The sequence below is a fragment of the Streptomyces sp. NPDC033845 genome (assembly GCF_055576225.1).
The window spans coordinates 654,863-678,182 of sequence record NZ_JBVIRI010000002.1 but is presented as its reverse complement, the minus strand read 5'-3'; the positions used below and the strand labels follow the sequence as shown (position 1 = coordinate 678,182).

Annotated in this window: 23 protein-coding genes; 12 read left to right on the top strand and 11 right to left on the bottom strand. The window is 75.6% G+C overall.

Going from position 1 to position 23,320, the window contains the following annotated elements; genetic code table 11:
- The 4 genes from ACZ50K_RS07030 to ACZ50K_RS07015 are packed head-to-tail and all read right to left on the bottom strand — an operon-like array spanning nucleotide 1 to nucleotide 4,953.
- A complete protein-coding gene (locus ACZ50K_RS07030; protein ID WP_468898401.1) occupies nucleotides 1-1,002 on the bottom strand; it encodes a peptidogalycan biosysnthesis protein in 1,002 nt (333 codons plus the stop codon).
- Nucleotides 999-2,333, bottom strand: coding sequence for an MFS transporter (locus ACZ50K_RS07025; RefSeq protein ID WP_468898398.1), 1,335 nt, complete (start codon nucleotides 2,331-2,333; stop codon nucleotides 999-1,001). The genes ACZ50K_RS07030 and ACZ50K_RS07025 overlap by 4 nt, the downstream gene beginning before the upstream one ends.
- Nucleotides 2,334-2,335: 2 nt before the next feature.
- The gene (locus ACZ50K_RS07020; protein ID WP_468898395.1) at nucleotides 2,336-3,640 is read right to left on the bottom strand and encodes an ATP-grasp domain-containing protein; all 1,305 of its coding nucleotides are present in this window, start codon (nucleotides 3,638-3,640) and stop codon (nucleotides 2,336-2,338) included.
- A 44-nt stretch (nucleotides 3,641-3,684) separates the two neighbouring features.
- Nucleotides 3,685-4,953 (bottom strand): ATP-grasp domain-containing protein, encoded by a 1,269-nt coding sequence (locus ACZ50K_RS07015; RefSeq protein ID WP_468898392.1) that lies wholly within the window; start codon nucleotides 4,951-4,953, stop codon nucleotides 3,685-3,687.
- A 217-nt stretch (nucleotides 4,954-5,170) separates the two neighbouring features.
- On the opposite strand from ACZ50K_RS07015, the gene ACZ50K_RS07010 reads away from it, so the two are divergent.
- The 3 genes from ACZ50K_RS07010 to ACZ50K_RS07000 all read left to right on the top strand — a co-directional run bounded on the left by ACZ50K_RS07010 (nucleotide 5,171) and on the right by ACZ50K_RS07000 (nucleotide 8,786).
- Nucleotides 5,171-6,610 (top strand): coproporphyrinogen-III oxidase family protein, encoded by a 1,440-nt coding sequence (locus tag ACZ50K_RS07010; protein ID WP_468898389.1) that lies wholly within the window; start codon nucleotides 5,171-5,173, stop codon nucleotides 6,608-6,610.
- Entirely contained in the window at nucleotides 6,607-7,728 is a 1,122-nt protein-coding gene (locus ACZ50K_RS07005; protein ID WP_468898387.1) for a DUF1152 domain-containing protein, read from the top strand. The genes ACZ50K_RS07010 and ACZ50K_RS07005 overlap by 4 nt, the downstream gene beginning before the upstream one ends.
- 263 nt (nucleotides 7,729-7,991) lie before the next feature.
- Nucleotides 7,992-8,786, top strand: coding sequence for a carbonic anhydrase (locus ACZ50K_RS07000; RefSeq protein ID WP_468898384.1), 795 nt, complete (start codon nucleotides 7,992-7,994; stop codon nucleotides 8,784-8,786).
- Here ACZ50K_RS07000 and ACZ50K_RS06995 read toward each other — a convergent pair.
- Nucleotides 8,747-10,039, bottom strand: a complete 1,293-nt coding sequence (locus ACZ50K_RS06995) for an FAD-dependent monooxygenase (RefSeq protein ID WP_468898381.1) — start codon at nucleotides 10,037-10,039, stop codon at nucleotides 8,747-8,749. The two genes, ACZ50K_RS07000 and ACZ50K_RS06995, sit on opposite strands and share 40 nt — an antisense overlap.
- A gap of 78 nt (nucleotides 10,040-10,117) precedes the next feature.
- Here ACZ50K_RS06995 and ACZ50K_RS06990 point away from each other — a divergent pair, with 78 nt between their 5' ends.
- Nucleotides 10,118-10,744: a TetR/AcrR family transcriptional regulator gene (locus tag ACZ50K_RS06990; protein WP_468898378.1), complete on the top strand. Its 627-nt coding sequence runs from the start codon at nucleotides 10,118-10,120 to the stop codon at nucleotides 10,742-10,744.
- 37 nt (nucleotides 10,745-10,781) lie between these two features.
- Here the strand turns inward: ACZ50K_RS06990 and ACZ50K_RS06985 are convergent, their stop codons facing one another.
- On the bottom strand, nucleotides 10,782-11,180 hold the full coding sequence (locus tag ACZ50K_RS06985; protein WP_468898376.1) for a DnaJ family domain-containing protein: 399 nt from the start codon (nucleotides 11,178-11,180) through the stop codon (nucleotides 10,782-10,784).
- Nucleotides 11,181-11,220: 40 nt separating this feature from the next.
- Between ACZ50K_RS06985 and ACZ50K_RS06980 the strand changes: the two genes are divergently transcribed.
- The 3 genes from ACZ50K_RS06980 (at nucleotide 11,221) to ACZ50K_RS06970 (ending at nucleotide 14,411) form a co-directional block, all read left to right on the top strand.
- A complete protein-coding gene (locus ACZ50K_RS06980) occupies nucleotides 11,221-11,886 on the top strand; it encodes an MSMEG_1061 family FMN-dependent PPOX-type flavoprotein (protein WP_468898373.1) in 666 nt (221 codons plus the stop codon).
- A 126-nt stretch (nucleotides 11,887-12,012) separates the two neighbouring features.
- A complete protein-coding gene (locus ACZ50K_RS06975; RefSeq protein WP_468898370.1) occupies nucleotides 12,013-12,639 on the top strand; it encodes an HPP family protein in 627 nt (208 codons plus the stop codon).
- Between the two features lie 71 nt (nucleotides 12,640-12,710).
- Nucleotides 12,711-14,411 carry an FG-GAP-like repeat-containing protein gene (locus ACZ50K_RS06970; RefSeq protein ID WP_468898368.1) on the top strand — a complete coding sequence of 567 codons (1,701 nt, stop codon included), beginning with the start codon at nucleotides 12,711-12,713 and terminating at the stop codon, nucleotides 14,409-14,411.
- Nucleotides 14,412-14,504: 93 nt separating this feature from the next.
- On the opposite strand, the gene ACZ50K_RS06965 is transcribed toward ACZ50K_RS06970, so the two are convergent.
- Together ACZ50K_RS06965 and ACZ50K_RS06960 are read right to left on the bottom strand one after the other, a co-directional pair.
- Entirely contained in the window at nucleotides 14,505-14,711 is a 207-nt protein-coding gene (locus ACZ50K_RS06965) for a hypothetical protein (RefSeq protein ID WP_468898366.1), read from the bottom strand.
- Between the two features lie 189 nt (nucleotides 14,712-14,900).
- Nucleotides 14,901-15,560, bottom strand: a complete 660-nt coding sequence (locus ACZ50K_RS06960; protein ID WP_468898363.1) for a TetR/AcrR family transcriptional regulator — start codon at nucleotides 15,558-15,560, stop codon at nucleotides 14,901-14,903.
- Between the two features lie 128 nt (nucleotides 15,561-15,688).
- Between ACZ50K_RS06960 and ACZ50K_RS06955 the strand changes: the two genes are divergently transcribed.
- Together ACZ50K_RS06955 and ACZ50K_RS06950 are read left to right on the top strand one after the other, a co-directional pair.
- On the top strand, nucleotides 15,689-16,741 hold the full coding sequence (locus ACZ50K_RS06955; RefSeq protein WP_468898516.1) for an aldo/keto reductase: 1,053 nt from the start codon (nucleotides 15,689-15,691) through the stop codon (nucleotides 16,739-16,741).
- Between the two features lie 151 nt (nucleotides 16,742-16,892).
- Entirely contained in the window at nucleotides 16,893-17,978 is a 1,086-nt protein-coding gene (locus ACZ50K_RS06950) for an SGNH/GDSL hydrolase family protein (protein WP_468898360.1), read from the top strand.
- Nucleotides 17,979-18,026: 48 nt separating this feature from the next.
- Here the strand turns inward: ACZ50K_RS06950 and ACZ50K_RS06945 are convergent, their stop codons facing one another.
- Nucleotides 18,027-18,560, bottom strand: coding sequence for a GNAT family N-acetyltransferase (locus ACZ50K_RS06945; protein WP_468898357.1), 534 nt, complete (start codon nucleotides 18,558-18,560; stop codon nucleotides 18,027-18,029).
- 63 nt (nucleotides 18,561-18,623) lie between these two features.
- Between ACZ50K_RS06945 and ACZ50K_RS06940 the strand changes: the two genes are divergently transcribed.
- Entirely contained in the window at nucleotides 18,624-19,136 is a 513-nt protein-coding gene (locus tag ACZ50K_RS06940; RefSeq protein WP_468898355.1) for a hypothetical protein, read from the top strand.
- 29 nt (nucleotides 19,137-19,165) lie between these two features.
- On the opposite strand, the gene ACZ50K_RS06935 is transcribed toward ACZ50K_RS06940, so the two are convergent.
- Nucleotides 19,166-19,978: an AAC(3) family N-acetyltransferase gene (locus ACZ50K_RS06935; RefSeq protein WP_468898352.1), complete on the bottom strand. Its 813-nt coding sequence runs from the start codon at nucleotides 19,976-19,978 to the stop codon at nucleotides 19,166-19,168.
- Nucleotides 19,979-20,044: 66 nt separating this feature from the next.
- Here ACZ50K_RS06935 and ACZ50K_RS06930 point away from each other — a divergent pair, with 66 nt between their 5' ends.
- Nucleotides 20,045-20,443 (top strand): Cif family virulence factor, encoded by a 399-nt coding sequence (locus tag ACZ50K_RS06930; RefSeq protein ID WP_468898349.1) that lies wholly within the window; start codon nucleotides 20,045-20,047, stop codon nucleotides 20,441-20,443.
- A 7-nt stretch (nucleotides 20,444-20,450) separates the two neighbouring features.
- Here the strand turns inward: ACZ50K_RS06930 and ACZ50K_RS06925 are convergent, their stop codons facing one another.
- Nucleotides 20,451-21,284, bottom strand: coding sequence for a class I SAM-dependent methyltransferase (locus tag ACZ50K_RS06925; protein ID WP_468898346.1), 834 nt, complete (start codon nucleotides 21,282-21,284; stop codon nucleotides 20,451-20,453).
- Between the two features lie 101 nt (nucleotides 21,285-21,385).
- On the opposite strand from ACZ50K_RS06925, the gene ACZ50K_RS06920 reads away from it, so the two are divergent.
- Nucleotides 21,386-23,305, top strand: coding sequence for a hypothetical protein (locus tag ACZ50K_RS06920; protein WP_468898514.1), 1,920 nt, complete (start codon nucleotides 21,386-21,388; stop codon nucleotides 23,303-23,305).
- Nucleotides 23,306-23,320: the final 15 nt, after the last annotated feature.

The following is a 23,320-nucleotide window of genomic DNA, read 5'->3' as shown; positions in this document are numbered from 1 at the left end:
TCAGCGCAGGGAGTAGAGGCCGGTCACGGTGGCACCGCGGAGCTTCTTGGCGTGGATGGACTTCATCCCGGCGTGGAGCGCCGTGGTGCCCTCCCGGTAGGCGGCCTCGATCGGCAGGTAGTAGGTGAGGTTGAAGTAGGCGAAGGGGGCCCGGCAGTCGGGGTCGGTGCCCACGGCGCGGATCCAGGTGGTCCCGGCGAAGTGGTAGTAGAGGCCGAACGCGGCCATCTCCGGGCCGTCGTAGGCGGCGGTGACCCGAGCCCGCTCCCCCATGGTCTCGGCCTGGCGGGCCAGCAGACCGGTCATCACCTCGGTGGTGTCCGCGCTGTGCCCGTGCGCGGACTGGAGGGCGGCGAGCAGCCGGCCGGCGTCCCGGTAGCAGTCGGCGAGCGGCAGTTCGCGTACGTCGAGGCCGGCGGAGTCGAAGGCGGCGCGCTCCCGGCGCACCACGACCTTCCGCTTGGTGGGCAGCGAGGCCAGGTAGTCCTCGAAGCCGGTGCCGGGCAGCGGGATGGTCGCGTCGGCCTCCATCCACCGCGGAGTGGACTCCGGGTAGAGGGGGGCGAGCCGGTGGACGGCGGTCTCGGTCAGATACGGCCACCAGTGGGTGGCGCCGTGCTCCGCCGCAAGGGCGCGGGCCGCGTCCCGGAGCATTCCCAGGGCGGCGGTGCGGCGGTCCGGGGAGAGCCCGGGGCGGGTGAGGGGGGCGTTGTGGTAGCCGCGGCGGGCGCCGGCCAGCACCCGGGGGCCGGGTCCGTCCGCCGGATCCAGCCCGGCCGGGTCGTAGAAGGCGTTGGGTTCGCTGTGCACCAGGTACAGCGGGGTGGCGGCCAGCAGGGTGCCGTCCTCCTCGTGGACCAGGGCGTAGGAGGCGGTGGCGGTGGGGTCGGGTTCCTCGCCGGACAGCCATCGGTGCGAGAGGTAGAGGCCGGCCGGGCGGGCGAGGTGGTCCCAGTCCGCCGCGGGGATCTCGCGGAGGGTGGTGGCGATACGGGTCTTCACGGGGCGGGTGGGCCTTCGGGTTCGGGGGCGGTGCTCGTGGTCCCGGTGGGGCGGCGGAGCGCGGGGAGGACGAGCAGGGCGAGCAGGCAGGCGGCCGCCTGTACGGTCCAGGGGACGGCGCCGCCGAGGCCGAGCAGGGTGGTGAACAGGACCGGTGCGGCGATGTTCCCGGAGGCCCAGGAGAGCTGGTAGAGGCTCTGTTTCCCGCCCCGGGCGGCCCCCGGGGTGAGGGTGACGGAGAGTTCGTTGAGGGCCGGTGAGCAGAAGATCTCGGCCAGGCTGAACAGGGTCATGGCCAGCAGCAGGGCCGGCCATGCGGGGATCGGCGTGCCGGGCAGGGCGGGGGCCGCGAAGGCGGCCATGGCGGCGGTCAGGAGGACATAGCCGAGGGCGATGGCGCGGCGCGGTTCGGCCGGGGCCAGATGGGCGGTCAGCGGGGAGGTGAGGGTGGAGACCAGCACCGTGTTCAGGATGAGCAGGAGGCTCGCGGTCCAGGCGGCCAGCCCCAGGGTGGTGGTGGCGTACAGGGCGATCAGCACGGCCAGCATCGACTGGGAGAGGACGAAGGGCAGGGCGCAGCCGACCAGCAGGAGGTAGCGGCGGGTGCCGGCGTCCGGTCCGGCCGGGCGGCGGGCCCGCTTCCGCGGGGCGGGTGCCCCGGCCGCCGGGGGCGGGGGTTCCGGTGCGGGTGCGGGGGTGTCGTGGAGCGGGACCCTGGCGAAGCAGACGGCGGCCAGCAGATAGAGCGGTGCGGCGGCGATCAGCAGACCGGTCAGCGCCCCGGTGCCGTAGAGGGCGAGGGCGCCGGCGGCCAGGGCGGCGCCCGCGCCGAGGCCGATGTTGCGGAGGCTGCCGGTGAACGCGAACCAGGCGCGGAGCTCGGCGGCCGGGGTGGCCCGGGTGACCAGGGCGCGCTGGGCCGTGTAGTAGGCGTTCACCCCGGACTGGACGACGAAGTAGGCGCCGACGATCTGCCAGGGCCGGTGGGCGAGGAGGAAGGCCAGGAACCCGAGGGCGGTGACGGCGTTGGCCGCCACGGTCAGCGGGCGCGGGCCGTGCCGGTCCATCAGCCGGCCGGCCAGGAACACGGCGGGCAGGGCGGTCAGCTGTCCGAGGGTCACGGCCGCGCCGACGGTGACCGGCGGCAGTCCGCGGACGGTGGTGAAGTACAGCAGCCCCAGGGGCAGCAGCATGCCGCTGCCCACCGAGTCGATCAGGTTGCCGGTGACGAACCGGCCGTGCCCGCGGAGCGCCGGGAGGCCGAGGGCGCGGGCCGGCCCGCGTCGGCGTACGGGCGCGGGCGCGGGCACCTCGGAGGTGTCGGGGGCCACCGTCAGGAGGCCCCGAGCAGGGCGCGGACCTTGTCGAGGATCTCCGGGCGGGGGAATCCGGTGCCCGCGTTGAGCTCCTCCAGGGTCTCGACGGTCTTCCGCTCGGCGCCGTCGGGGACGGTGAACACCACGATGTCCCCGTGGCCGACCCCGTCGATGACGAGCTCGTGGGCGGTGACCAGTTCCACCCGGTCGGCGAGCCCGGCCCGGGCGGCCTCGGGGAGACGTTCGGGCGAGAGGAACTCGATGGCCCAGCGGGTGCGGCGGACCTCCCCGGGGGCGTAGCGGCCGAGCGCCATGTCGGCCAGCGCCTCGTAGGTGTTGGTGTCCGAGGCGGCGCAGGACAGGGTGGTGGCCCCGCCGACCCGCGGGTTGACCTCCAGGATCCGGTAGCGGCCGTCGCTGTAGATCATGTCGACGTTGACGGAGCCGCGTACGCCCAGTTCCCCGCAGAGGGCGGTCAGCCGGGCGGCGACCGGTTCGAAGGCGCGGTCGGCCTCCGGGCGGGGCCCGCACCAGCGGAGGTCGGCGAAGGTGAACACGGGGGCGGGGCCGGAGGTGCCGGTCCAGCACACCGGCAGCACCCGGTAGGCGCCGGGCTCGCCGACGATGTCCACCGAGCACAAATCGCCGATGACGCACTCCTCGATGACGGCGGAGACCGGCGGCGGGTCCAGCAGGTACTCCTCCAGGGCGGCGGCGTCGGGCAGCGCCCGGATGCCCATGCTGGTGGAGTCCCAGAGCGGCTTGGAGAGCAGCGGGTAGCCGGTCCGGGCGGCGGCGGCCCGCAGCGCGTCGGCGTAGGCGGGGACCGGCAGGCCGCGGCCGGCCAGCAGGTCGGAGTCCACGCGGAAGCCCCGCGGGACGTCCAGTCCGGCCCTGGCGAGGAGCTGCTTGGTCTCCCACTTGTCGATCAGCAGCGAGGTGGCGGCGAGCGGGGTGAGGACGGTGGGGACGCCCTCGGCTTCGAGGAACTCCCCTGTCGCGGCGTCGCGCAGGGTGTTCTCGCAGGGCAGCGAGATGGAGACGGCCGCGTCGGCGCCCCATTCGGTGACCAGGGCGGCCAGTTCGGCGGGGGTGACGTCCGGGTGCACGGCCCGGCGGGCGCCCGGGAAGTCGGTGTCCCCGGCCTCGCCGTGGGTGTGCAGCAGCAGGGTCTCGACGCCCTCGGCGGCCAGCGTCCGGACGGCGCGCTGGATGTAGGGGTCGGCGCGCTGGATGTCCACGGACCGCAGGAACGCGATCCTGCGCGCGGGGCCGGTGCCGGGGGCGGTGGTGTGCTCGGGGTGGGGCGCGGTGCTGGACACGGGGTCGCGGTCTGCTTCCTGGTGGGTGCGGGGCATGGCGGGGGTCACTTCACTCTCAGGGTGGTGCCGTCGGCCGCCCGGGCGGCCAGGTCGCGGGCTTCTTCGGCGGTGTCGGCGACGGCCACGACATGGCCGATCCGGCCGGAGCTGTCCGCCGGTTCGGGCACGGGGTCGCCGGGCCGGAGCTGGATCTCGCTGCGGGTGCCGGGGAGTCCGGGGACCCGGACCTCCTCCAGCACCCCGGCGCGTTCGGGCAGCAGGAAGCGGATGGCGGCGGCCCGCCGCCGGGTGGCCGTGGTGTCGGGCAGCCGGCCGGTGACGGCCTGGAGGTAGCCGAGGGCCTCGCTGATGCCGGTGGCGGCCTCGACCACCTCGCAGATGTTGTCCCCGGGCAGCCGGGCGCCGGTCTCGATGACCACCGGGGTGCCGGAGCCCGGCGGGATCTTGAGCTCGGTGTGGGCGATGCCGTTGCGGACGCCGACGGCGAGGGCGGCGCGGGCCGCCGTGTGCTGGAGGGCGCGGGTCGTTCCGGGGGGCAGTGCGGCCGGGCAGGTGTGGCCGGTCTCCACCCGGTACCGGCCGGTGGTGGTGTCCTTGGCGACCACCGGCAGCGGGTAGGGGATCCCGTCGCGGACCACGGTCTCGGTGGAGTACTCCGGGCCGGGCACATAGCCCTGGAGCAGCACCCGGCCGTCCAGCGGCAGCCCGTGCGGCATGGCCCGGGGGAACGCCCGGGCGGCGGCGAGCGCCGCTTCGAGCCCCTCGGGTCCGGTGACCACACTCACCCCCCAGGAGCCGCCCTGTTCGGCCGGTTTGACCACCAGCGGCCAGCCCAGCCCGGCGGCGGCCGCCGCCCGGAGGACCGCTTCGGTGTCCTCGCCGGGCCCGACGACCGCGTCCGGCGGGACGGGTACCCCGGCGGCCCGGAAGGCCCCCGCCATCTCGATCTTGTTGCGGGCGGCGCGGGCGAGCGCCGGATCGTTCCCGGGCAGCCCGAGGCGGGCCGCGAGGGCGGCGGCCAGCGGGGTGAACAGCTCCCAGCAGGCGGCGACCCCGACGATCCGGTGCGCCCGGCAGTAGGCCTCCATGTCGGCCAGGGCCCGGTCCGGGTCGGTCAGATCGGTGGCGCAGACACCGGCCAGCGCCCGGTCCAGCCAGGGCTCGTAGGTGCGGGCGACCTCGGGATGGGTGGCGGCGTGCAGCCGCAGGCCCAGCCGCTCGGCGGCCTCGGCCAGGAACGGGCCGGCGTTCCCCATCGGTTCGACCACCAGCACGCCGCTGCCCCGCCGGCCGGATCCTTCGCTGTTCGTCACCCCGCCAGTGGAACCGTCCGGGACACGGACCGTCTATCGGGCTGATATCCGAAAACAACTGCCGCCCAAGGGGCACCTCTTGGACGAGCCTCCAACAGAACGCCCTGTTCAGGGGCTCCAGTTGGTGCACACGGCCGATAGCCTCAACAAATTGTTGCGTGCTCGAATGCGAGCGCAAGGTACGCACACACGGCAGGCCCGACAAGAGGGATCCATCGTGAACAACCTGCACAACGAGCTCGCACAGTTCATCGACCAGGGCGTCATCCCGCCCTACCAGTACTCCTATCCGCCCCGCTCCACCTACCGCCCCCTCGAAGAAGGTGCCTGGAACGTCAAGGAGTTGTGGGCACGGGACCTGGAGAACCATCAGACCCCGGAACTCAACCTCTACCTGCACGTCCCCTTCTGTCGCTACAAGTGCGGCTTCTGCAACCTCTACACGGTCATCTCCACCGACCAGGAGCTCTACGACGCGTACACCGACGCGCTGTGCACCCAGATCCTCGACCACGCCGAGATCATCCAGGCCCGCCGGCTGCGCACCGTCTACATCGGCGGCGGCACCCCCTCGCTGCTCGGCACCCGCCACTTCGAGAAGATCTTCAGCACCCTGGCCTCGGTCTACCCCAACTGGCGTTCCACCGTGGAGGAGGTGGCGGTCGAGGCCACCCCCGACTCCATCGTCGCCGACCCCGAGGGCTTCCGCCGGCTGATCGACCTGGGCCTGACCCGGGCCAACATCGGCATCCAGTCCCTGGTGCCCCAGGAGATCCGGGAGGCCGGACGCGGCCAGGCCGGCGAGGACACCATCCGCAAGGCCGTGGCGATCGCCCACGAGCTGGGGCTGCCCGACCTCTCCACCGACCTGATCATGGGCTTCGCCGGCCAGACCCCGGAGTCCTGGCGGCACTCGGTGGACGAGCTGGCGAAGCTGGCCCCGACCACCATCTCCACCTACTTCCTGACGGTCCGTCCGGACGCCTGGTTCTCCCGGACCGGCGCCTACCAGTACATGTGGAAGCCCGAGCTGTACGAGCGGTACGACTACGCCCGCGAGGTGTTCACCGCGCACGGCTACGTCCAGGAGGGCTCGGTCCGCTACAAGAAGCCCGGACGCGGCGGCTACGTCCAGAAGGTGCTGACCTTCCACGGGGTCCCGCTGCTCGGGCTCGGGGTCGGCGCCCGCTCGTACAGCTCGGTGCTGGACTACATGACGGGCACCGTGAAGCCCTCCCTCACCGAGGTGGCCCAGTACATCGAGCAGGCGAAGGCGCACACCCTCCAGCCGACCACCGGGTTCGCCCTCACCCCCGAGGAGACCGTCCGCAAGCGGCTCGTCCTGGACGCCTTCGACCTCGATCTGCGGGAGCTGGACCCGGCCGGCCTGGCCGGGATCTCCGGCGAGGTGGAGGCGGTGCTGGCCGCCGCCGAGTCCAACGGGCTGGTGCACCGGGTCGGCCCGACCCGGATCCAGCTGACCGCCAAGGGCTTCAAGTACCGGGACGTGCTGTCCTGGATGTTCTACTCCGACCGGGTCAAGGGCCTGGACCGGGAGTACTACGAGGGCCTGCACGAGGGCAACGCCCGGGCCCGCAAGAACATGGGCACCCCCGTCCGGATCACCGGGATCACCGGCGCGCTGGAGAACGCGTGACGGACGTGTACATCGCCGCGGGCGGCGGCGGCGACCCGATCGGGGCCGCCATCGCGGCGGTCACCATGAGCGGGGTCCTCGCGCCGGCCGGCCCGTACGGGGCCCACGGTCCGCACGCCGGCGGCGGCACGGGGTTACCCCTGGTCGCCACCTACTCCTGGGAGCGCCCCGAGGTGGACCCCACCCCGGGCCCCCTGGGAGCGCACGAGTTCACCGGGCTGCTCCGGGGCCCGGAGGGGCATCTGGTCACCCCGGCGGCACGCGCGGTCCGGCCGGCCTGGTCCACCCTGCCCAGGCTGGCCGCCGATCTGCCCGTCCGGCTGGTGCTGCTCGACCCCTACCGGGGGCTGGCCGGGCTGGCGGAGCAGATCCGCCGGCTGGCCGCGGCCGGCGGCGGCCGGGTCCGGATCGTGGACGTCGGCGGAGACATCCTCACCCACGGCGACGAGGCCACCCTGTGCAGTCCGCTGGTGGACGCGCTGGTGCTGGCGGCCGCGACCCTGGCCGGGGTCGAGGCCACGGTGCACATCGCCGGGCCGGGCACGGACGGGGAGATCCCCCAGGACGTGCTGCTCGGCCGGCTCGCCCGACTGGACCCGCTGGGCGAGGTGGGCGGGCGGTTCGCGCCGACGCCCCGGCAGGCGGACGCGGTCGCCCGCGCCCTGGCCTGGCACCCCTCGGAGGCCTCCGCGCTGTTCGCGGCCGCCGTCCACGGGGTGCGGGGCAGCGTACGGACCGTGGGGCGGGAGATCCCGCTCACCGAGGCCTCCCGGTTCATCCGCAGCACCAGCCTGTCGGCGGCGGTGGCCGAGAACCCGGTGGCCAGCGGCCTGCTGGAGCTGGCGCCGAGGACCGTGGAGGCGGCGGCCGACCTGTCGGCGCGGCTCACCGGCATCCACGAGCTCGACCGGGAACGGCTCCCCCCGCCCCGGGCGGCAGCCCCGGCCGTGCTCCCGGAGGACCGGGACCTGGCCCGGGCGCAGCTCCGGGCGGGGGCCGGCGGGGCGAGCCATGTCACCTACCGGTACGCGGCACGGGTCCTCGGGGTGCCCTGGCAGCGGATCCCGGAGGTCCGGGCCCTCTTCGGCGACGGGGGCCCGGTGCTCGCCCTGGCCTGAGACCGGGCGGCCCGCCCCCGGCCCCGTCCCCGGCCCCGTCCCCGTCGCCGGTCCCTCGCCTGCCCCATCGCCGGTCCCCTCACCGTCCGCCGCCGCCGCGGCGCCGCCGCGCCGTCGTTCTGCCGTTTGGCCCTGGTGGGTGAGTGAGCCGGGCGGCGGGGCGGGTGGCGCGCCGGGGCCGGGACCGGATTGCCCTTAGGTTGCCGGATGTGACGGTCGAGGGCGAGGGTCGGGGTCGGCGTGCGGGTGACGACCCGGTGCGGATGCGGGTTCAGGAAAAGGGCCGGGGCGAGGGCCAGGGTCCGGACCAGGTCCAGGGCCGGGAGCACGGCCGGGACCAGGGGCCGGACGCCGGGCGGCGGGGCCTGGTGCGGGCCGCGCTGACCGGGGTCGGCGCGGTGGTCGGCGGCGCGGCGGTGTCCGGCTGCGGGGCCGCCGCGGTCTCCGCCACCGCGCAGCTCAGAAGGCGCCGGCCGGACACCCCGCAGGCCGCGCTCCGGGAGCTGGACGCCGGCAACCTGCGCTGGCGGACCCTGCACGAGCAGCATCCCGACGAGACCCGGGCCGTCCGCAAGACCCTGGTCGCCGGACAGCACCCCTTCGCGGTGGTGCTGGGCTGCGTGGACTCCCGGGTCCCGCCCGAGCTGGTCTTCGACCAGGGGCTGGGCGATCTGCTGACCGTACGGTCCGCGGGCGAGGTCCTGGACGAGGCGGTGCTCGCCAGCGTCACCTACGGGGTGCTGGAGCTGGGCATCCCGCTGATCGTGGTGCTCGGCCACGAGTCCTGCGGGGCGGTCACGGCCGCGGTGCGGGCCGATGCCGCCCACGGCAAGCTCCCCGGGCACCTCCAGTACCTGGCCGAGCAGATCCGGCCGGCCATCGACCACTCCCTCCAGGGCGAGGCCCGGGTGGACGCGGCGATCGGCGCCCACGCCCTGCTGGTCCGGGCCAAGCTGGCCGCCGAACCGGAGCTGGCCACCCGGATCCGGGCGGGCCGGCTGGTCGTGGTCGGCGCCCGCTACGAGCTGACCAACCAGCGGGTCCACCGCCTGGACTGACCGCCCGGGAGGGCGCCGGGCAGCACGAACCCGCCGAACAGGCCGTCCATAGCGCGGCGTTCGAGGCCTGCGGGGACGGCGCGCACCGCCAGGTCGCGGAGGGCCACGGCCGGCGGGAGGGCGACTCCGGCGAGCCGCCCGGCCCGGCGGGACCGGTCCCGGACCGCGTTGGTACGCCGGTGCCGGGCCTCGGTGTATCGGGCGAGGGCCTCCGGTATCGCGGCCCGGTCCGGTGCCCGCTCCAGCAGATGCGCGAGCACCGCCGCGTCCTCCACCGCCTGGCAGCCGCCCTGTCCCAGGTTGGGGGTCATGGCGTGGGCGGCGTCCCCCAGCCAGACCACGGGCCCGTGGTGGTAGCGGGGCAGCGGGGCGGCCAGTTCGTACAGGTCGTGCCGGAGCACGGCCGCCGGATCGATCCTGGCCAGCAGGGCGGGCACCGGGTCGTGCCAGTCGCCGAACCGGCGTTCCAGCTCGTCCCGGAGACCGCCCGGTCCGCCCTGCCCGGTCCCGCCGCTCCCGCTGGCCGCTGTGGTCCTCTCGGCGCCCCCGGCTCCCTCGGGCATCCGGGCGGTGGCGTAGACGTAGACCCGGCCGTCGGCGAGCGGCACGGTCCCGAACCGGGTGCCCGGGCCCCAGGTCTCGGTGGCCTCCGCCGGCCCGCCGCCGCCCCGGCCGATCCCCTCCCCCGGGACCACGGTCCGCCAGGCGGTCTCGCCGCTGTACCGCAGACCGGGGTGGCGGGGGAAGAACGCGCGGCGCAGCGGGCTGTGGATCCCGTCGGCGGCGAGGACCACGTCGGCGGGCGTCTCGCCTGCGGTGGTCAGGACCACGGGCCGCTCCCCGGGCCGGCCCTCGGCGCGGTCCACGCCGAGGACCTCGCACCCGTGGCGCACGGTGCCGGGCGGCAGGGCCTCCGTCAGGGCGGCGACCAGGGCCGCCCGGTGCACCGCCAGCGGCGGTCGGCCGTACCGGCCGGCGAGGGCGGCGGTGTCGGCGCGGCGCAGCCGGCGCCCGTCGGGGCGGCGCACCCCCATGGCGGCCGGTACCGCCTCCCCGGCCCACCGGGTGTCCTCGAACCCGATGGCCTCGAAGGCCCGGAGCGCGTTGGGCGCCAGGACGATCCCGGCGCCGGCCGGGCGTGCCGCCGGGTCCCGCTCGCAGACGGTGACCTGCCAGCCCGCGCGGACCAGGCCGACCGCCGCGGCGAGTCCGCCGATGCCCGCGCCGGCGACGAGTGCGTGTCCCTTGGCCATGCCGTGCCTCCCCGATCCCCTCCGGCTCTACAGCTGTAGAGCCCCATGGGCCTCACTCTACAGCTGTAGAGTGAGGGGATGTCCACCCCAGACCGGCGCACGCTGATCGCCGACACCGCCATCGCCACCGTGGCCGCCACGGGGCTGCGCGGGCTGACCCACCGGGCCGTCGACACGGCCGCCGGACTGCCCGCGGGCAGCACCTCGTACTACTTCCGGACGCGCACGGCGCTGATCGGCGCCTGCTACCAGCGGCTCGCCGAGCTGGACATGACGGATTTCGACACGGGAGACGGGGCGGGCGCAGGGGCAGGGGCAGGGGCGGGGGCTGCGGGCATGGCCGGGGCCGGGGCCGACCGGGAGACGGCGGCGGCGGCCCTCGGGGCGCTGCTCCACCGGTGGCTGACCGCGGGCCGGGAACGCCAGCTGGCCCGCTGGGAGCTCACCCTGGAGGCCGCCCGCAATCCCGAGCTGGGGGCCGAACTACACCGTGCGGGCAAGGCCTCCCGGGACCGCGCCACCGATGTGCTGACGGTCCTGGGCGCGGCCGATCCGCGCTCCTCGGCCGATCTGCTGGTCGGCTGGACCGAGGGGCTGCTCTTCGACCGGCTGGCGGGCGCCACCGCCCGCACCCGGCCGGCCCCGGACCTCGCCGAACTGACGGCGGTCACCCGCCGGATGCTCGACGCCGCCCTGGACGGCTGAGGATCAGAGAGGGGTGACGGCGGGGCGGGGCGGGGCCTCAGCCCCGTGCGGCGCGCCAGTCTTCCACCATCGCGTCCACGTCGAAGGGCTTGAGGTTCAGGGGCGGTCCCGGTGGGGGCCGCCGGAGCGCGGCGGCGATCTTCTCGTTGACCTCGGCGAGGAGGGCCCGGACCCGGGCCTCGGTGGGCGCCTTCGCCACCGCCTCCACGACGTCCTCGGCCTCCTTGCGCAGGGCCAGCGCGGGCGGGAGGACGGAGACCCCCTCGCGGTGCATCTTGCCCTTCACCCACCACAGCTCGTCATAGGGCGCGGTGTCGTCGGGCAGTGGTCTGCCGAAGCCCGGCAGCTCGGCGAATTCCCCGCGTTCGGTCGCCTCGCGGATCTGCTTGTCGACGAATGACTCGAAGCTGACGCCAGGAGGTTTGCGCTCGGTCATACCGCCATCCTAGCGAACGGCTCGTATAGGTTGACTGGACATGACCATCGATGCGCCGGCGGAGAACCGGCTGTTCCAGGCCCTGCGGGGCACCGCCGTCCCGGACACCGGGGCACTTCGCGACCTCTACGAGGCACCCGGCGAGATGGCCCGGCGCAAGAGCGTGGACCGGATCCACGAGGGCGCCCGGAAGGTGATCGGGCTGTCCTCCCTGGTGTTCGTGGCCAGCACCGGGGCCGACGGCAGCTGTGACGTCACCCCGCGCGGCGGCCCTCCCGGGTTCGTCGCGGTGCTGGACGAGTTCACCCTGGCCGTGCCCGACGCCACCGGGAACAAGCGGCTCGACAGTTCGCACAACGTGGTGGAGACCGGCCGGGCGGGGCTGATCTTCATCATCCCCGGCCGGGAGACCACCCTGCGGATCAACGGCAGGGCCTGCGTGTCCGCCGACCCGGAGCTGCTGGAGCGGCTCACGCCCGTCGGCAAACCCCCGCGCAGTGCGATCGTGGTCGGGGTGGAGGAGGTGTACCAGCACTGCCCGAAGGCCTTCCTGCGGAGCAACGCCTGGAAGCCGGAGCGCTGGCTCGCCCCGGACGCGGCCCCCAAGCCCGCCGAGATCACCCTCTCCCATCTGGACCTGCCGGGTCTGACCATCGAGCAGATCGAGCAGACCGAACGCGAGGCCCTGCTGTACCGCTACGAGTGATCCGCCGGGCCGGAGCCCCCTGAGGGGCCCCGGCCGCCGAGCGCTTTGTCGTGGTTCCTATGCTTCATGGGCATTGACACCCACCGCCGGACGCATACCGGCGGCCTGCCCCCGGGACACCGCTTCTTGACCACCGACACCACCACGCTCCAGGAACCCGCCCTTCCTGCCGCCCCCGCCCCTGCCCCTGCCCCTGCCCCTGCCCCCACAGCCTCCGACTCCCCCGCCCCACCCACCACCCGGCCGCGCGCCCGGCTGCTCGCCCTGCTCGCGGGACGCGCGCCCGCCCCGCCGTCCCCGCTGGCCGCACTGCACGGGGTCAGCGGTGCCACCGCGGTGATGCTGACCCTGGTGGCCATCGGCGCGCTCATCCACGAGCCGGTGCTGATACCGCCGCTGGCCGCGTCCGCCGCGATCGTGCACGGCGTGCCCGGGCTGCCGCTGGCCCAGCCCCGCAGCGTGGTCCTCGGACACCTGCTCTGCGCCGCCGTCGGATACGGGGCCCTCAGCGCCTTCGGCAGCAGCCCCTGGGTGGCCGCCCTGGCCGCCGGGTTCGCCATGGCGGTGATGACCCTGGCCCGCAGCCCGCACTCGCCGGCCTGCGCCACCGCCGTGGTCATCGTGCTGCGTACGCCCGACCCGAGGATCTTCGTGCCGCTGCTCGCCGGGGCCGCCGTGCTCCTCGTCCTGGCCGGCTGCGCGCTCTCCCGTGCCCGCCCCGGCGCCCCCCGGTACCCCGCCTACTGGTGGTGACCCGCCCTGCCGGATGATCGGGGCGTTGATCATCCGATGGAACCGGCCTTCGGGCCATGGGGGAATTGCACATGAGAGCCATATCAGCGGCGGTGGGCAGGACGGCCCTCGGGCTGGGCCTGCTCGCGGGCCTGGTCCTGGCGGGCGGCTCACGGCCGGTGGCCGCCGAGCCCGCCGGACCGCAGCCGGTCCGGACCGTGTCGTACAACGCGTGCGGCGCCAACACGCCCTGCCGGAACACGGTGGACACCGCCGCCGAGTGGGCGGCCAAGTTCCGCTCCCGGATGACCGCCGAGGGCGGGCCGGGCGAGGGCGGATCAGCCGATGTGATCGCCCTGCAGGAGCTGTGCACCGGCCAGTTCGAGGCGCTGAGGGAACTGCTGGCGGGGGAGTACACCCCGGTGTGGGCCGGCGACAAGGTGGTGGCCAACTGCGACCGCTGGGGCGGAAGCTCGTCCGTCTTCGGGCAGGCGCTGTTCGTCAAGGGCGCCCCCGGCGACTTCACCCCGTACCAGGCGGTCGTCAACCCGGCCGCCGTCGGCACGACCACGGAGCTGCGCCGGGTGGTCTGCGCCAGGGGCCCGATCGGCGGGCGCACCACCCTGGCCTGCGGCACCCATCTGGCGAAGGACGTCCCGAACGACAACGGGACACCGGTGCTGCTCGACCACATGGAGCGCTGGGCGGCGGGCGCACCCGCCCTGCTGACCGGCGACTTCAACGCCGTGCCGGACAATCCGGCGCTGGCCCCGGTCCGGGCCGGGCTGTGCGGGACCGGCCCGTTCACCGAGGCGGACGCGGACCGGAACCGGCCGACGGCCTTCGCGAGCGCGGAGCCGTTCACCTACCGGCTCAAGTACGACCACGCCTTCTTCGGCAGCCGGGACTTCACCGGCCTGCGGGCGCGCACCGCCGACCTCGACCTGACGCCCGCCGAGGACCACAAGCTGCTGTGGGCCGAGGCCCGGCCGCTCACCCGGACCGCGGTCGCGGTACCCGGTGATCTGGACGGGGACCTGTGCGCCGATCTGCTCGCGGTGCGCAAGGACGACACCGTGCGGATGTACCCGGGCAACGGCCGGGGCGGGTTCGGCCCGCCGCGGATCGTCGGCAGCGGGCCCGAGTGGAACGGCGCGGTGCTCAGCCACCGGGGCGACTGGGACGGGGACGGCGACCAGGACGTCGTGGCGCGCAAGGGCGACGAGCTGCTGCTGCACCGCAACGACGGCCGGGGCGGCCTGGAGGCCGGTGTGGTGATGAAGGTGTCCGAGACCGGCTGGGCGCACACCCGTCCGGTGGCGGCCGGTGACGTGGACGGGGACGGCGGCCCCGACCTGGTGGTGCGGAGCGCCACCGGGCTGTGGCTGCACCGCGGCCGGGTGACGGCCGACGGCGGCTGGCTGTCCTTCGCGGCCGCCCGGATCGGCCCGGCGGACTGGAAGGACCTGGAGGTCCTCACCCCCGGGGACGCGAACGGGGACGGGCGGGCCGAGCTGTGGTCCCGGGACGGCACGGGCGCGGTCCGGGAGTACGTCTACGACAGCGCGACGAAGGCGCTGCGCGCCAACGGCCCGGACCCGGTCGGCAGTCTGCCCCCGGCCTCCCGGGTGCTCGGCTTCGCCGGGGACGGCGACCGCGACGGCCACCCCGACCTCTGGTACACGACCCCGGCCGGGGACCTGGCCTTCCACCGGGGCGGCGCCCCCTTCACGGAGGCGGGCTCGGTGACCGTGGGAACCGGCGGCTGGGGCTACTTCTCGCAGCTCGGCTGACCCACCCGACCGGCCGGGCCGGGTACGGGCGGCCCGGGTCCGTGCGGCCGGGTCCGGGCGGGCCGGGCAGCTCCCGGTCCGCCGAACGGTCCCTCAGACCCCGACGGCACCCCGGAGTCCGGCCGGCTGGGCCCGCTCGGCGGCCGGCAACCCGGCTATGCGCGGCGGGAGTTCCGGCCGGTCGGCGCCATCGGCCTTCCGCCGGTGGAGCGTTCGGAGGACCGCGTACCCGGCCGCGAGGAGCAGCCCGGCGGTACACCACAGGCCCAGGATCAGCAGGGCGCCGGCGAGAACGGACATGGGGCTCACTCCTCTGTGGTCGGCATCGGTCTCGGGTCAGCCCGGTCGGGTTCCGGTTCGGTCTGCTCTGGTCGTACCCGGTCCGGGCCTTCTTGCACCGGATCCTGAGCCTCCGAACGGACCGAGGGGCCCCGTTCCGCGATGGGCGAACACGGCGGGCCCCCGGACCCGGCCCGCCGGACGGCACCGCTACGGGGTGCCGGTCGCGAACACCCCGGCGCGGGCCGCCGCCCAGGCGGCCCGCGCCGCGCGTTCCGCCGAGAGCTCGTCGAGGGCGGCGCCGGTGGTCAGGAAGCGGTAGTAGAGGGGCGCGGACACCGCGCGGACGACCTCGGACGGGTCCGTTCCGGCGGGCACCTCGCCCCGCTCGGCGGCCCGCACCACACAGGGCGCCCATTCGGCGACCCTGACCTCGTAGAAGCGGTGCAGGGCCTCGGCGGTCCGGGGGTCCCCGGCGGCCGCCGCGATCACCGCCTTGAACAGGGCGCCCTGCCGGGGATCGGCCAGGGTCCGCCGGACCAGCCGGGCGTTGGCCAGCAGGTCCTCCAGCAGCACCCCGCTGTCGGTGCGCGGCAGCGACTGCTCCGCCATGTCCGCGAGCAGGTCGGCGACCAGGCCGGTGACGGTTCCCCAGCGGCGGTAGACGGTGGTCTTGCCCACCTGGGCCCGACGGGCGACCTCGGCCAGGTCCAGTGCGTGGAAGCCCTGTTCGGCGAGGGTGTCCCCGGCCGCCTCCAGTACGGCGGCCCGCACCCGGGCGGTGCGCCCGCCGGGCCGCACCGTCCCCGGTTCCGCCTCGCCGCCCCCTTCGGCTCCGCCGTCCACCGGGCCGCCACCGTCCACCATCATAACGGGTCTCCAGTTCCATTAAATCGATTCCCCTGTTACCTTGGGGAGCACCTTAAAGGTTCTGCGGTGCCGTTAGCACTCGCCGTCGAGGGGATGTCGTCATGGGTTTCATCAGTTCGGCCGGGTCGATGGAGTACAGGCGGCTCGGCGCCTCCGGCCTGAAGGTCCCCGCCCTCAGCTTCGGCGCGGGCACCTTCGGCGGCCGGGGCCCGCTGTTCGGCGCCTGGGGCCGGACCGACACCCAGGAGGCCCGCCGCCTGGTGGACATCTGCGTCGAGGCCGGGATCACCCTCTTCGACACCGCCGACGTCTACTCGGACGGCGCGTCCGAGGAGGTCCTCGGCCAGGCCGTCAAGGGCCGCCGCGACCAGGTGCTCCTGTCCACCAAGGCCGGACTGCCCACCGGCGACGGCCCGTTCGACTCCGGCACCTCCCGGTCCCGGCTGATCCGGGCCGTCGAGGACGCGCTGCGCCGGCTGGACACCGACCGCATCGACCTCTTCCAGCTGCACGCCTTCGACGCCGCCACCCCGGTCGAGGAGGTGCTGGGCACCCTCGACCAGCTGGTCCGCTCCGGCAAGATCCGCTACGTCGGGGTCTCCAACTTCGCCGGCTGGCAGCTGATGAAGTCCCTGGCCGCCGCCGAACGCCACGGCCTCCCCCGCTACGCGGCCCATCAGGTCTACTACTCCCTGGTCGGGCGGGACTACGAATGGGACCTGATGCCCCTCGCCCGGGACCAGGGGGTCGGCGCCATGGTCTGGAGCCCCCTCGGCTGGGGCCGCCTCACCGGCAGGATCCGCCGCGGACAGCCGCTGCCCGCGCAGAGCCGGCTCCACGAGACCGCCGACTTCGGCCCTCCGGTGGCCGACGAGCACCTCTACGACGTGGTGGACGCCCTCGACCAGGTGGCGCTGGAGACCGGCCGGACGGTCCCCCAGGTGGCGATCAACTGGCTGCTGCGCCGGCCCACGGTGTCCTCCGTGATCATCGGCGCCCGCAACGAGGAGCAACTGCGCCAGAACATCGGCGCGGTGGGCTGGGAGCTGGCACCCGAGCAGATCGCCCGGCTCGACGCGGCCAGCCACCGGCCCGCCCCCTACCCGCACTTCCCCTACGAGCGCCAGGAGGCCTTCGCCCGCCTCAACCCCCCGATGACCGGCCCCGCCACCGCCCGTTGACGGACCGTCCCCCGCAGCTCCCCGCACCGGTACGACTAGTTGGGCCGTTCGGGGAGGAAGGGGCGCTCGTCCGGCGGGGTGCCCGAGGAGGCGTGGATGATCTCCGTCGAGCCGCTTCCCACCCCCGGCTCCCGCACCCGGAGGAGACCCCATGCGCCATTCCGTCACCCGGCTGCGCGCGCGAGCGCTCACGGCCGGACTCGCCGGGCTGCTCGCGGCCGCGCTGCTGGCCCCGGCCGGCGCCGCCGCCTCGGCTCCGGCCGGGGCGGCAGCGGCGGCCGATCCGTACCGGTGGGCCGCGCTGGGCGACTCGTACACCGCCGGTCTGTTCGTCGGCGGCCGGGCGCCCGCGGCCGGGGATCCGGCCCGGGACGGCTGCGACCGCGCCCCCGGCTCCTACCCCGACCTGGTCGCCTCGGGGTTCGCCGCCGCACCGCTGGACCGGCCGGTGCGGCTGACGGACGTCAGTTGCAGCGGCGCCACCATCGAGCACATCGCCCTGCGGCCCCAGCAGCCTGCCGGCCGGCTGGCCCCGCCCGGCGGGGACCCCGCCAACTGGCCGCCGGTGGACCCGCAGACCGTACGGGCCGGCCTGGACGCCGGAACCGACCTGGTCACCATCGGCATCGGCGGCAACAGCCTGCCCTTCGCCGGGATGCTCACCACCTGTCTGGAGCGGGGCCTCACCGGCCGGTCCTGCCGGAGCCTGTACACGGACCCGCCGGCCGGCCAGGAACGGCTCCCCGAGCGGCTCGCCCGGGTGGAGGCCGAGTACGGGCGGATGCTCACCGAGGTGCACCGGGCCGCACCCGCCGCGAAGGTGATCACGGTCGGCTATCCGGCCGTCCTGCCGGAGCGCGGCACCGACTGCGGCCCCGGTGACCTCACCCAGCTCGGCCCGCTCGCCGCCGCCGACCTCGACTGGCTCCGGGACGAGGTCCTGGAGGGCCTCAACCGGGCGATCGCCCGGGCCACCGCCGCGCACGGCGACCGCCACCTCGACCTCTACGCCTCGGGCGCGGGACACGACGTCTGCAAGCCGGAGCACGTGCGCTGGACGGAGGGCATCTGCGGCAACGCCCCGGACTTCTGGCCGAGCGCGCTGCCCGGGGCCCTGCCGCTGGACTGCCGGGCCTTCGGGAAGCGGGCCACCCTGGTCCATCCCAACGCCGAGGGCCACGCGAACGCGGCCGCCCGGCTGGCCCCCCTGGTCAGGCGCGCCCTGCTGGAACGCTGACCACCGGGACCCGGACCGGGAGCCCAGCCGGGGGCTCGGTCCGGGGGCTCAGCCCGAGTACTCGGTCAGGTCGATGCCGTAGACGGACAGCGGGACCCCGTGCACCGGGTCGGCGGTCTCGCGCTCCAGGCTCATGCCGAGCTTGCGGGTGACGTTCTGCGAGGCCGCGTTGTCCGCCCGGCAGATGCTGATCACATGCTCCAGCCCGCGGTCCTGGAGGCCCCATTCCAGAACCGCCTGCGCGGCCTCGGAGGCGTACCCCTGGCCCCAGAACTGCCGTCCCAGGCGCCAGCCGGCCTCGATGGCGGGCAGCACCTCGGGGAGGAAGTGCGGGACGGAGAGTCCGGTGTAACCGATCAGCTCGCCGGAACCCAGCAGCTCCACGGCGAACAGGCCGAACCCCTCCTCGTCCCACTCCTCCTCCCACCGCTCCATCGCGTCGGCGGTCTCCTCCAGGTCCAGCACCGAACCGTCGCCGATCCACTGCATCACCGCCGGGTCGGCGTTGATCTCGGCCATGGGCAGCAGGTCGTCCTCGTGCCATTGGCGCAGGACGAGGCGGGGGGTGAGGATCTCGGTCATACGTCCATTGTCCGCCCTGCCGAGGGGCCCCGACGACCACCCGGGATAGGGCACAGTGACCCGATGCGCCGCTATCGCCTGGTTCCGCTGCTGCTCGTCCTGGTCGCCGCCTCGGGGTGCGTGTCCGTGTCCGGTCCCGTGGACCGGCGGCCGTCACCGGTGTCGGGCCCGCCGGGTGCGGGTCCCCGGGAGGGGGCCCTGCCGCTGACCGGGCTGCCGGCCGGCGGCGGAGCCGCCGTGGTCGCCCCGGCGGACCGGGGCGGCGCCCCCGCAGCACCGTCGGCGGCCGGTGCCGGCCCCGGTACCGGGGGCCCGGCCCGGCCGGAGGCCCGCCGGCAGGCCGGGAAGGCGGCGAAGGCCGAGCGGCGGCCGGCACCCGTGGCCCGCGAGGCCCCCGCGAAGACGAAGGCCAAGGCCGAGGCGCCCCGGAAGAGCCCGCGCAAGGCACCCCGTACCGCACCCCGGAAGACGGCACCGGCGCCCGCCCGGGTCGCCATGGCCGAGCTGTGCCGGAACTCACGAGGGGTCACCAGCCCGGACATCACCCGGCTCTGCGAGGGCATGTACCGGCCGTAGTGGCCGAGTTCGCGGTGTCCCCGTGTTCCCTATCGGGTGAACGTCCCGGACCGCTCCGCGAGCAGTGCGGTCAGCCGGGCGGCGGCGAAGTCGGTGAAGGGGACGCTCTCCATCAGCCGGCAGTCCGCCCCGCCGATCACCCGGTGCCGGACCAGGCCCGCCGCCTCCGCCTCCGCACCGACCCCCGGGAAGAAGCGGCCGTTGTCGTCCCCGAGGTCCGGGGCCTCCACCCACACCCGCTCGTGCCCGATCTCGTAGGGGAACCGGCGCAGCTTGGTCCGGCGGCCCGGGACCCGGGACTCGGCGAAGTGCAGGAAGGTGTTCCGGTCGTGGCCCACCCCGAGCAGCAGGACGTACGCCCCGAGTCCGTACATCCGGTCGAACGGCGAGTCCTTGCCGAGGGCCTCGTTCAGCGGCTGGTCCTCCGTGATCCCCGCCGCGTGCGGGCCGATCGCCGCCACCGAGGCCTGCGGGTGGCTGCCGCGCAGCCGGCCGGGCACCGCCAGGAGCGCGTTCGGAACGGCGCCCATGGGCGTGGGGAGCGCGTCGTGGAACAGCGGGACGGCCCGCCGGGCCGCATCGGCCGCCGGGTCCCCGGCGGCGCGCGCGTCCGGGTGCGGATCCGCCACCTGCGGGGTGAAGGCCGGGACCACGACCGTGCCCCGCTCCCCCACGCGGGCGCGCAGCGCGGCCAGCACGGCCGGGGCGCCGCCGCGCACCGCGCCGAAGGCGGACAGGGAGGAGTGCACCACGACGACGGCCCCCTCGGGCAGCCCCAGGGCCTCGAACTCCCTCCGCAGGAAGGCCTCGTCGATATCGCTGGTCTCATGCGTGCCGGTCATGGACTCATCCTGGCAGAGGGGGGCGCGGGCCCCGGAGGCGGCCGGGTCCGGTGTTAGTGTCCCGTCATGTCCAAGGGTGAGATAGACGCCGTGACCTCCGAGTTCTTCGGGGCCTTCGACAACCGGGGCGGGCGGACCGCCGATCTGGACCGGCTCCGCCGGCTGGTCGTGCCCGGCGGGGTGATCGTGAAGACCGGCCCGGAGTTCACCGTCTACGGGGTCGAGGAGTTCATCGCGCCCCGGCGGCTGCTGCTGGACGGGGGCCGGCTGCGGGAGTTCGCGGAGTGGGAGACCTCCGAACGGACCGAGATCGCCGGGGACATCGCCTCCCGGTTCGGCGAGTACGCCAAGGCGGGGATCCTGGACGGCGAGCCCTTCGAGGGGGCCGGGACCAAGACCATCCAGTTCGTCCGCACCCCGGTGGGCTGGCGGATCACCGCCTTCTCCTGGTACGACCGGCCCTGAGCTCCGGTCAGGGGCGCGGGGCCCGGCCCCAGGCGGTGAGCATCCCCGGGGACAGGCCGGCGCAGTCCGGGGAGTCCAGATACCGTTCGGCCGCGTCCAGCCCGGCCCCGTCCACCAGGCCGGTGGCCAGCATGGCCGGGCGGGTCCGGTCCCAGGTGTCCGCCCAGAACCGGCTGATCGGGCTGCCCGGCACGAGCGGCGGGACGTGGATCTCCGCCGCCACCTCCGACAGGCCCGCCGCGCGCAGCAGTTCGGGATAGCGCGGGACCCGGCTCACATCGGTGCCGATGCCGGCGCGCAGCCCCTCCCACATGGCCCGCACGGCCCGGGTGTAGGGGGTGTCCGGCGCCGTGGCGGTGGTGAGGTCGACGGCGTCGGAGACGACCAGGACCCCGCCGGGGGCGAGCAGTCCGGCGAACCGGGCGATCAGCCGCTCCGGCGGCGGCAGGTGCATCAGGACGAACCGGGCGTGGACCAGGTCGAAGCCGCCGGGGTGGCCGGGGCGGAAGTCCTCGGCGGTGATGTCGGCCCGCAGCGGGACCAGTCCGGGGGCGGGGTGGGCGGCGAGGAACCGGGTGTCCCGGTCCACCGCGAGGACCTCGGCCACCCCCGCCTCGGTCAGCAGGCGGCGGGCGACCGTGCCGGTGCCGGCCCCGATCTCCAGACAGCGGGCGCCCGGGCCGATCCCGAGCAGCCGGAGCCGGGCCATGGTGGTGTCGTCGTAGGTCAGGGCCCCCAGGTCGATGCGCTCGGCCTCGCCCCCGGCCTCCGGCCGGAAGGCGTCCTCGCCGTAACGGCCGGGACCGGGGGCGGAGTCCGGGGCGGGGCGTCCACCGCTCATGGGCCCATTGTCGCCCGGCGGGTGCGGGAGCGCGCTCCGGACGGCGCGCCGCCGCCGGGGTGTGACCATCCCATGATCGACTCGTTGGTTTCGGCGTGGCGATGTTCCAGCGGTCCAGAACCGAGACGGTCCGTCAGGCGGAGGCGGTGGTCGTCGAGCGCTACCCGCAGCTGATCCGGCTCGCCTACCTCGCCCTTCCCGCCGGCCTGGACCGGCACGACCGGGTGCTGCTGGCACACCGGGCGGTCCAGCGGTCCCTCCGTACGGTGCGGACGCCCCCCGGGTCCGACACGGCGGGCGGGGAGAGCGGTACGGACCCGGCCGGGATGCCGGGGGCGGTGCGGGGCGCGGTGCTGCGGGCCGCACTGGGGTACCGGGCCGGCCGGCTGCCGTGGCCGCCGGCCCTGCCGTACGTGTGGGGGCTGCGGATATGGCCCACCGCGGACGGGGTGGAGGAGGCGGCCAGGCTGCTGGCCGGTCTGGAGCCCGAGGTGCGGGCCGCGTTCGTGCTGCACCGGGTGGACCGGCTCGACGCGGAGGAGACCCTGCGGGTCCTGGAGCTCGCCGGGGTGCGGGATCCGGATGCGGCGCTCGCCCGGTGCCTGACCCTGCCGTTCGCCGAGACCCTGCCGCGGGGCACCGGTTTCGATGCCGCCGAGGTCAACACCCGGCCCACCGACCTGCTGCGCCGGGCGGCCCGGGCCCGGGCCGCCCGGGTCGCGGCCGGGGTGTGCGCGGTGGCCGCCGCGGTGGTGCTGCTGCCCGGCGGGCCGGGGCTCCCCGGGCCGGGCGGGGCCTCCGGACCGGCCGGGTCGGCCGTCTCCGGCGCCTCGGCCCGGCTGATGCGGGTACCGGCGCAGGCCTGGGCCGACAGCGGGCGGCTGGACTTCACCGTGTGGCCGGCCCGGGGCGCGCGGGCCGGGGACCGGGCGCTCCTGGACCGGGCCGTGGCGGCGGCCGCGGACCGGGTCGACGCGGCCGGGCCGGGCCCGCAGCTGCTGTACGCGGGCGAGCGCTCCGGCGGGACCGTGGTGCTGCTGCTGTTCGGCGGGGAGCGGCTGGTCCGCTACCGGGAGGAGCCCGGCGGCGGTGCGCCGCGGCTGACCGAGGTGCGGGCCGAGCAGGGCGGGGTGACCACCGCCGCGGCCGTGGCCCTGGACCCGCCCCGGACCGGGTCCGCCGGCGCGGGCCGCTCCGGGGGCGGCGCGGTGGAGGCGGAGTACCTGCTGGCGCCGTGGATCGTGACCGCCGCCCGGCGGGACCTGGCCAGGCCGGAGGATCGCGGGCGGCCGCTGCGGATCGCCGCCGACGGGGTGGTGCGGGCGGCGCTGGGCGGCGTTCCGGCCGGATGCCGGGCCGGGGACGGGCGGCCGGTGCTGGAGGTGGCCTCCTCCCCGCGGATCGTGGAGAAGCACGCCTTCGTCCTCGCCGATCTCGGCGGACTCACCCCGGCGCATCTCACCTACACCCCGCTGCCGCAGGCCTCCCCCGGGATCCCGGCCCGGCAGCCCCGGGAGGTGAGCGGGGCGGCCTCCCGGAACGCCTGGGCGCGGGCGTTGTGCGCGCTGCCCGGCCCCGGGGCGGAGGAGGTGCGGGCGGTGAACCTGTGGGAGTTCGCGGAGACCGAGCTGCCGGAGGACGCGGGGCGCGCGGTGTGGTCCTGTGTGCGGTCCTCCTCGTGGAACGGGACCGGGGACGTGGTCGTCCGCTTCCAGCCGGGGTCCGCCGAGGCCCGGGTGGTGGCCGGCGCCCGGGCCACCGCCGCCTGCGGCCGGTTCGGGCAGCATCTGCTCGCGGGGACCCGCTGGCGGGCGCCCTCGGGTCGGCAGTACCAGCTGGCGGCGGGCAGCCGGGAGACGGTGTCCATCTCGGCCTCCGGCGGTCTGCGCGCCGCCGCCCGGGGCCGGTCGCTGGCGGTGCCGGCGGCCGGGCCCGGGCGGGAGCCGGTGAAACTGACCGGGCGGCTCCGCAGCGGGGCCGCGATCACCGCCTTGGACGGCGGCCGGGGCGGCCGGGACTGAGACCGCCCCCGGGCC

Coding starts and splice junctions, on each gene's coding strand:
- ACZ50K_RS06935 (WP_468898352.1), bottom strand. CDS start 19,978: ATGACCGGCACGCATGAGACCAGCGATATCGACGAGGCCTTCCTGCGG.
- ACZ50K_RS06945 (WP_468898357.1), bottom strand. CDS start 18,560: ATGACCGAGATCCTCACCCCCCGCCTCGTCCTGCGCCAATGGCACGAG.
- ACZ50K_RS06925 (WP_468898346.1), bottom strand. CDS start 21,284: ATGAGCGGTGGACGCCCCGCCCCGGACTCCGCCCCCGGTCCCGGCCGT.
- ACZ50K_RS07000 (WP_468898384.1), top strand. CDS start 7,992: ATGCGGGTTCAGGAAAAGGGCCGGGGCGAGGGCCAGGGTCCGGACCAG.
- ACZ50K_RS06940 (WP_468898355.1), top strand. CDS start 18,624: ATGCGCCGCTATCGCCTGGTTCCGCTGCTGCTCGTCCTGGTCGCCGCC.
- ACZ50K_RS06955 (WP_468898516.1), top strand. CDS start 15,689: ATGGAGTACAGGCGGCTCGGCGCCTCCGGCCTGAAGGTCCCCGCCCTC.
- ACZ50K_RS06920 (WP_468898514.1), top strand. CDS start 21,386: ATGTTCCAGCGGTCCAGAACCGAGACGGTCCGTCAGGCGGAGGCGGTG.
- ACZ50K_RS06960 (WP_468898363.1), bottom strand. CDS start 15,560: ATGATGGTGGACGGTGGCGGCCCGGTGGACGGCGGAGCCGAAGGGGGC.
- ACZ50K_RS06970 (WP_468898368.1), top strand. CDS start 12,711: ATGAGAGCCATATCAGCGGCGGTGGGCAGGACGGCCCTCGGGCTGGGC.
- ACZ50K_RS06965 (WP_468898366.1), bottom strand. CDS start 14,711: ATGTCCGTTCTCGCCGGCGCCCTGCTGATCCTGGGCCTGTGGTGTACC.
- ACZ50K_RS06990 (WP_468898378.1), top strand. CDS start 10,118: ATGTCCACCCCAGACCGGCGCACGCTGATCGCCGACACCGCCATCGCC.
- ACZ50K_RS06930 (WP_468898349.1), top strand. CDS start 20,045: ATGTCCAAGGGTGAGATAGACGCCGTGACCTCCGAGTTCTTCGGGGCC.
- ACZ50K_RS06950 (WP_468898360.1), top strand. CDS start 16,893: ATGCGCCATTCCGTCACCCGGCTGCGCGCGCGAGCGCTCACGGCCGGA.
- ACZ50K_RS06980 (WP_468898373.1), top strand. CDS start 11,221: ATGACCATCGATGCGCCGGCGGAGAACCGGCTGTTCCAGGCCCTGCGG.
- ACZ50K_RS06995 (WP_468898381.1), bottom strand. CDS start 10,039: ATGGCCAAGGGACACGCACTCGTCGCCGGCGCGGGCATCGGCGGACTC.
- ACZ50K_RS06985 (WP_468898376.1), bottom strand. CDS start 11,180: ATGACCGAGCGCAAACCTCCTGGCGTCAGCTTCGAGTCATTCGTCGAC.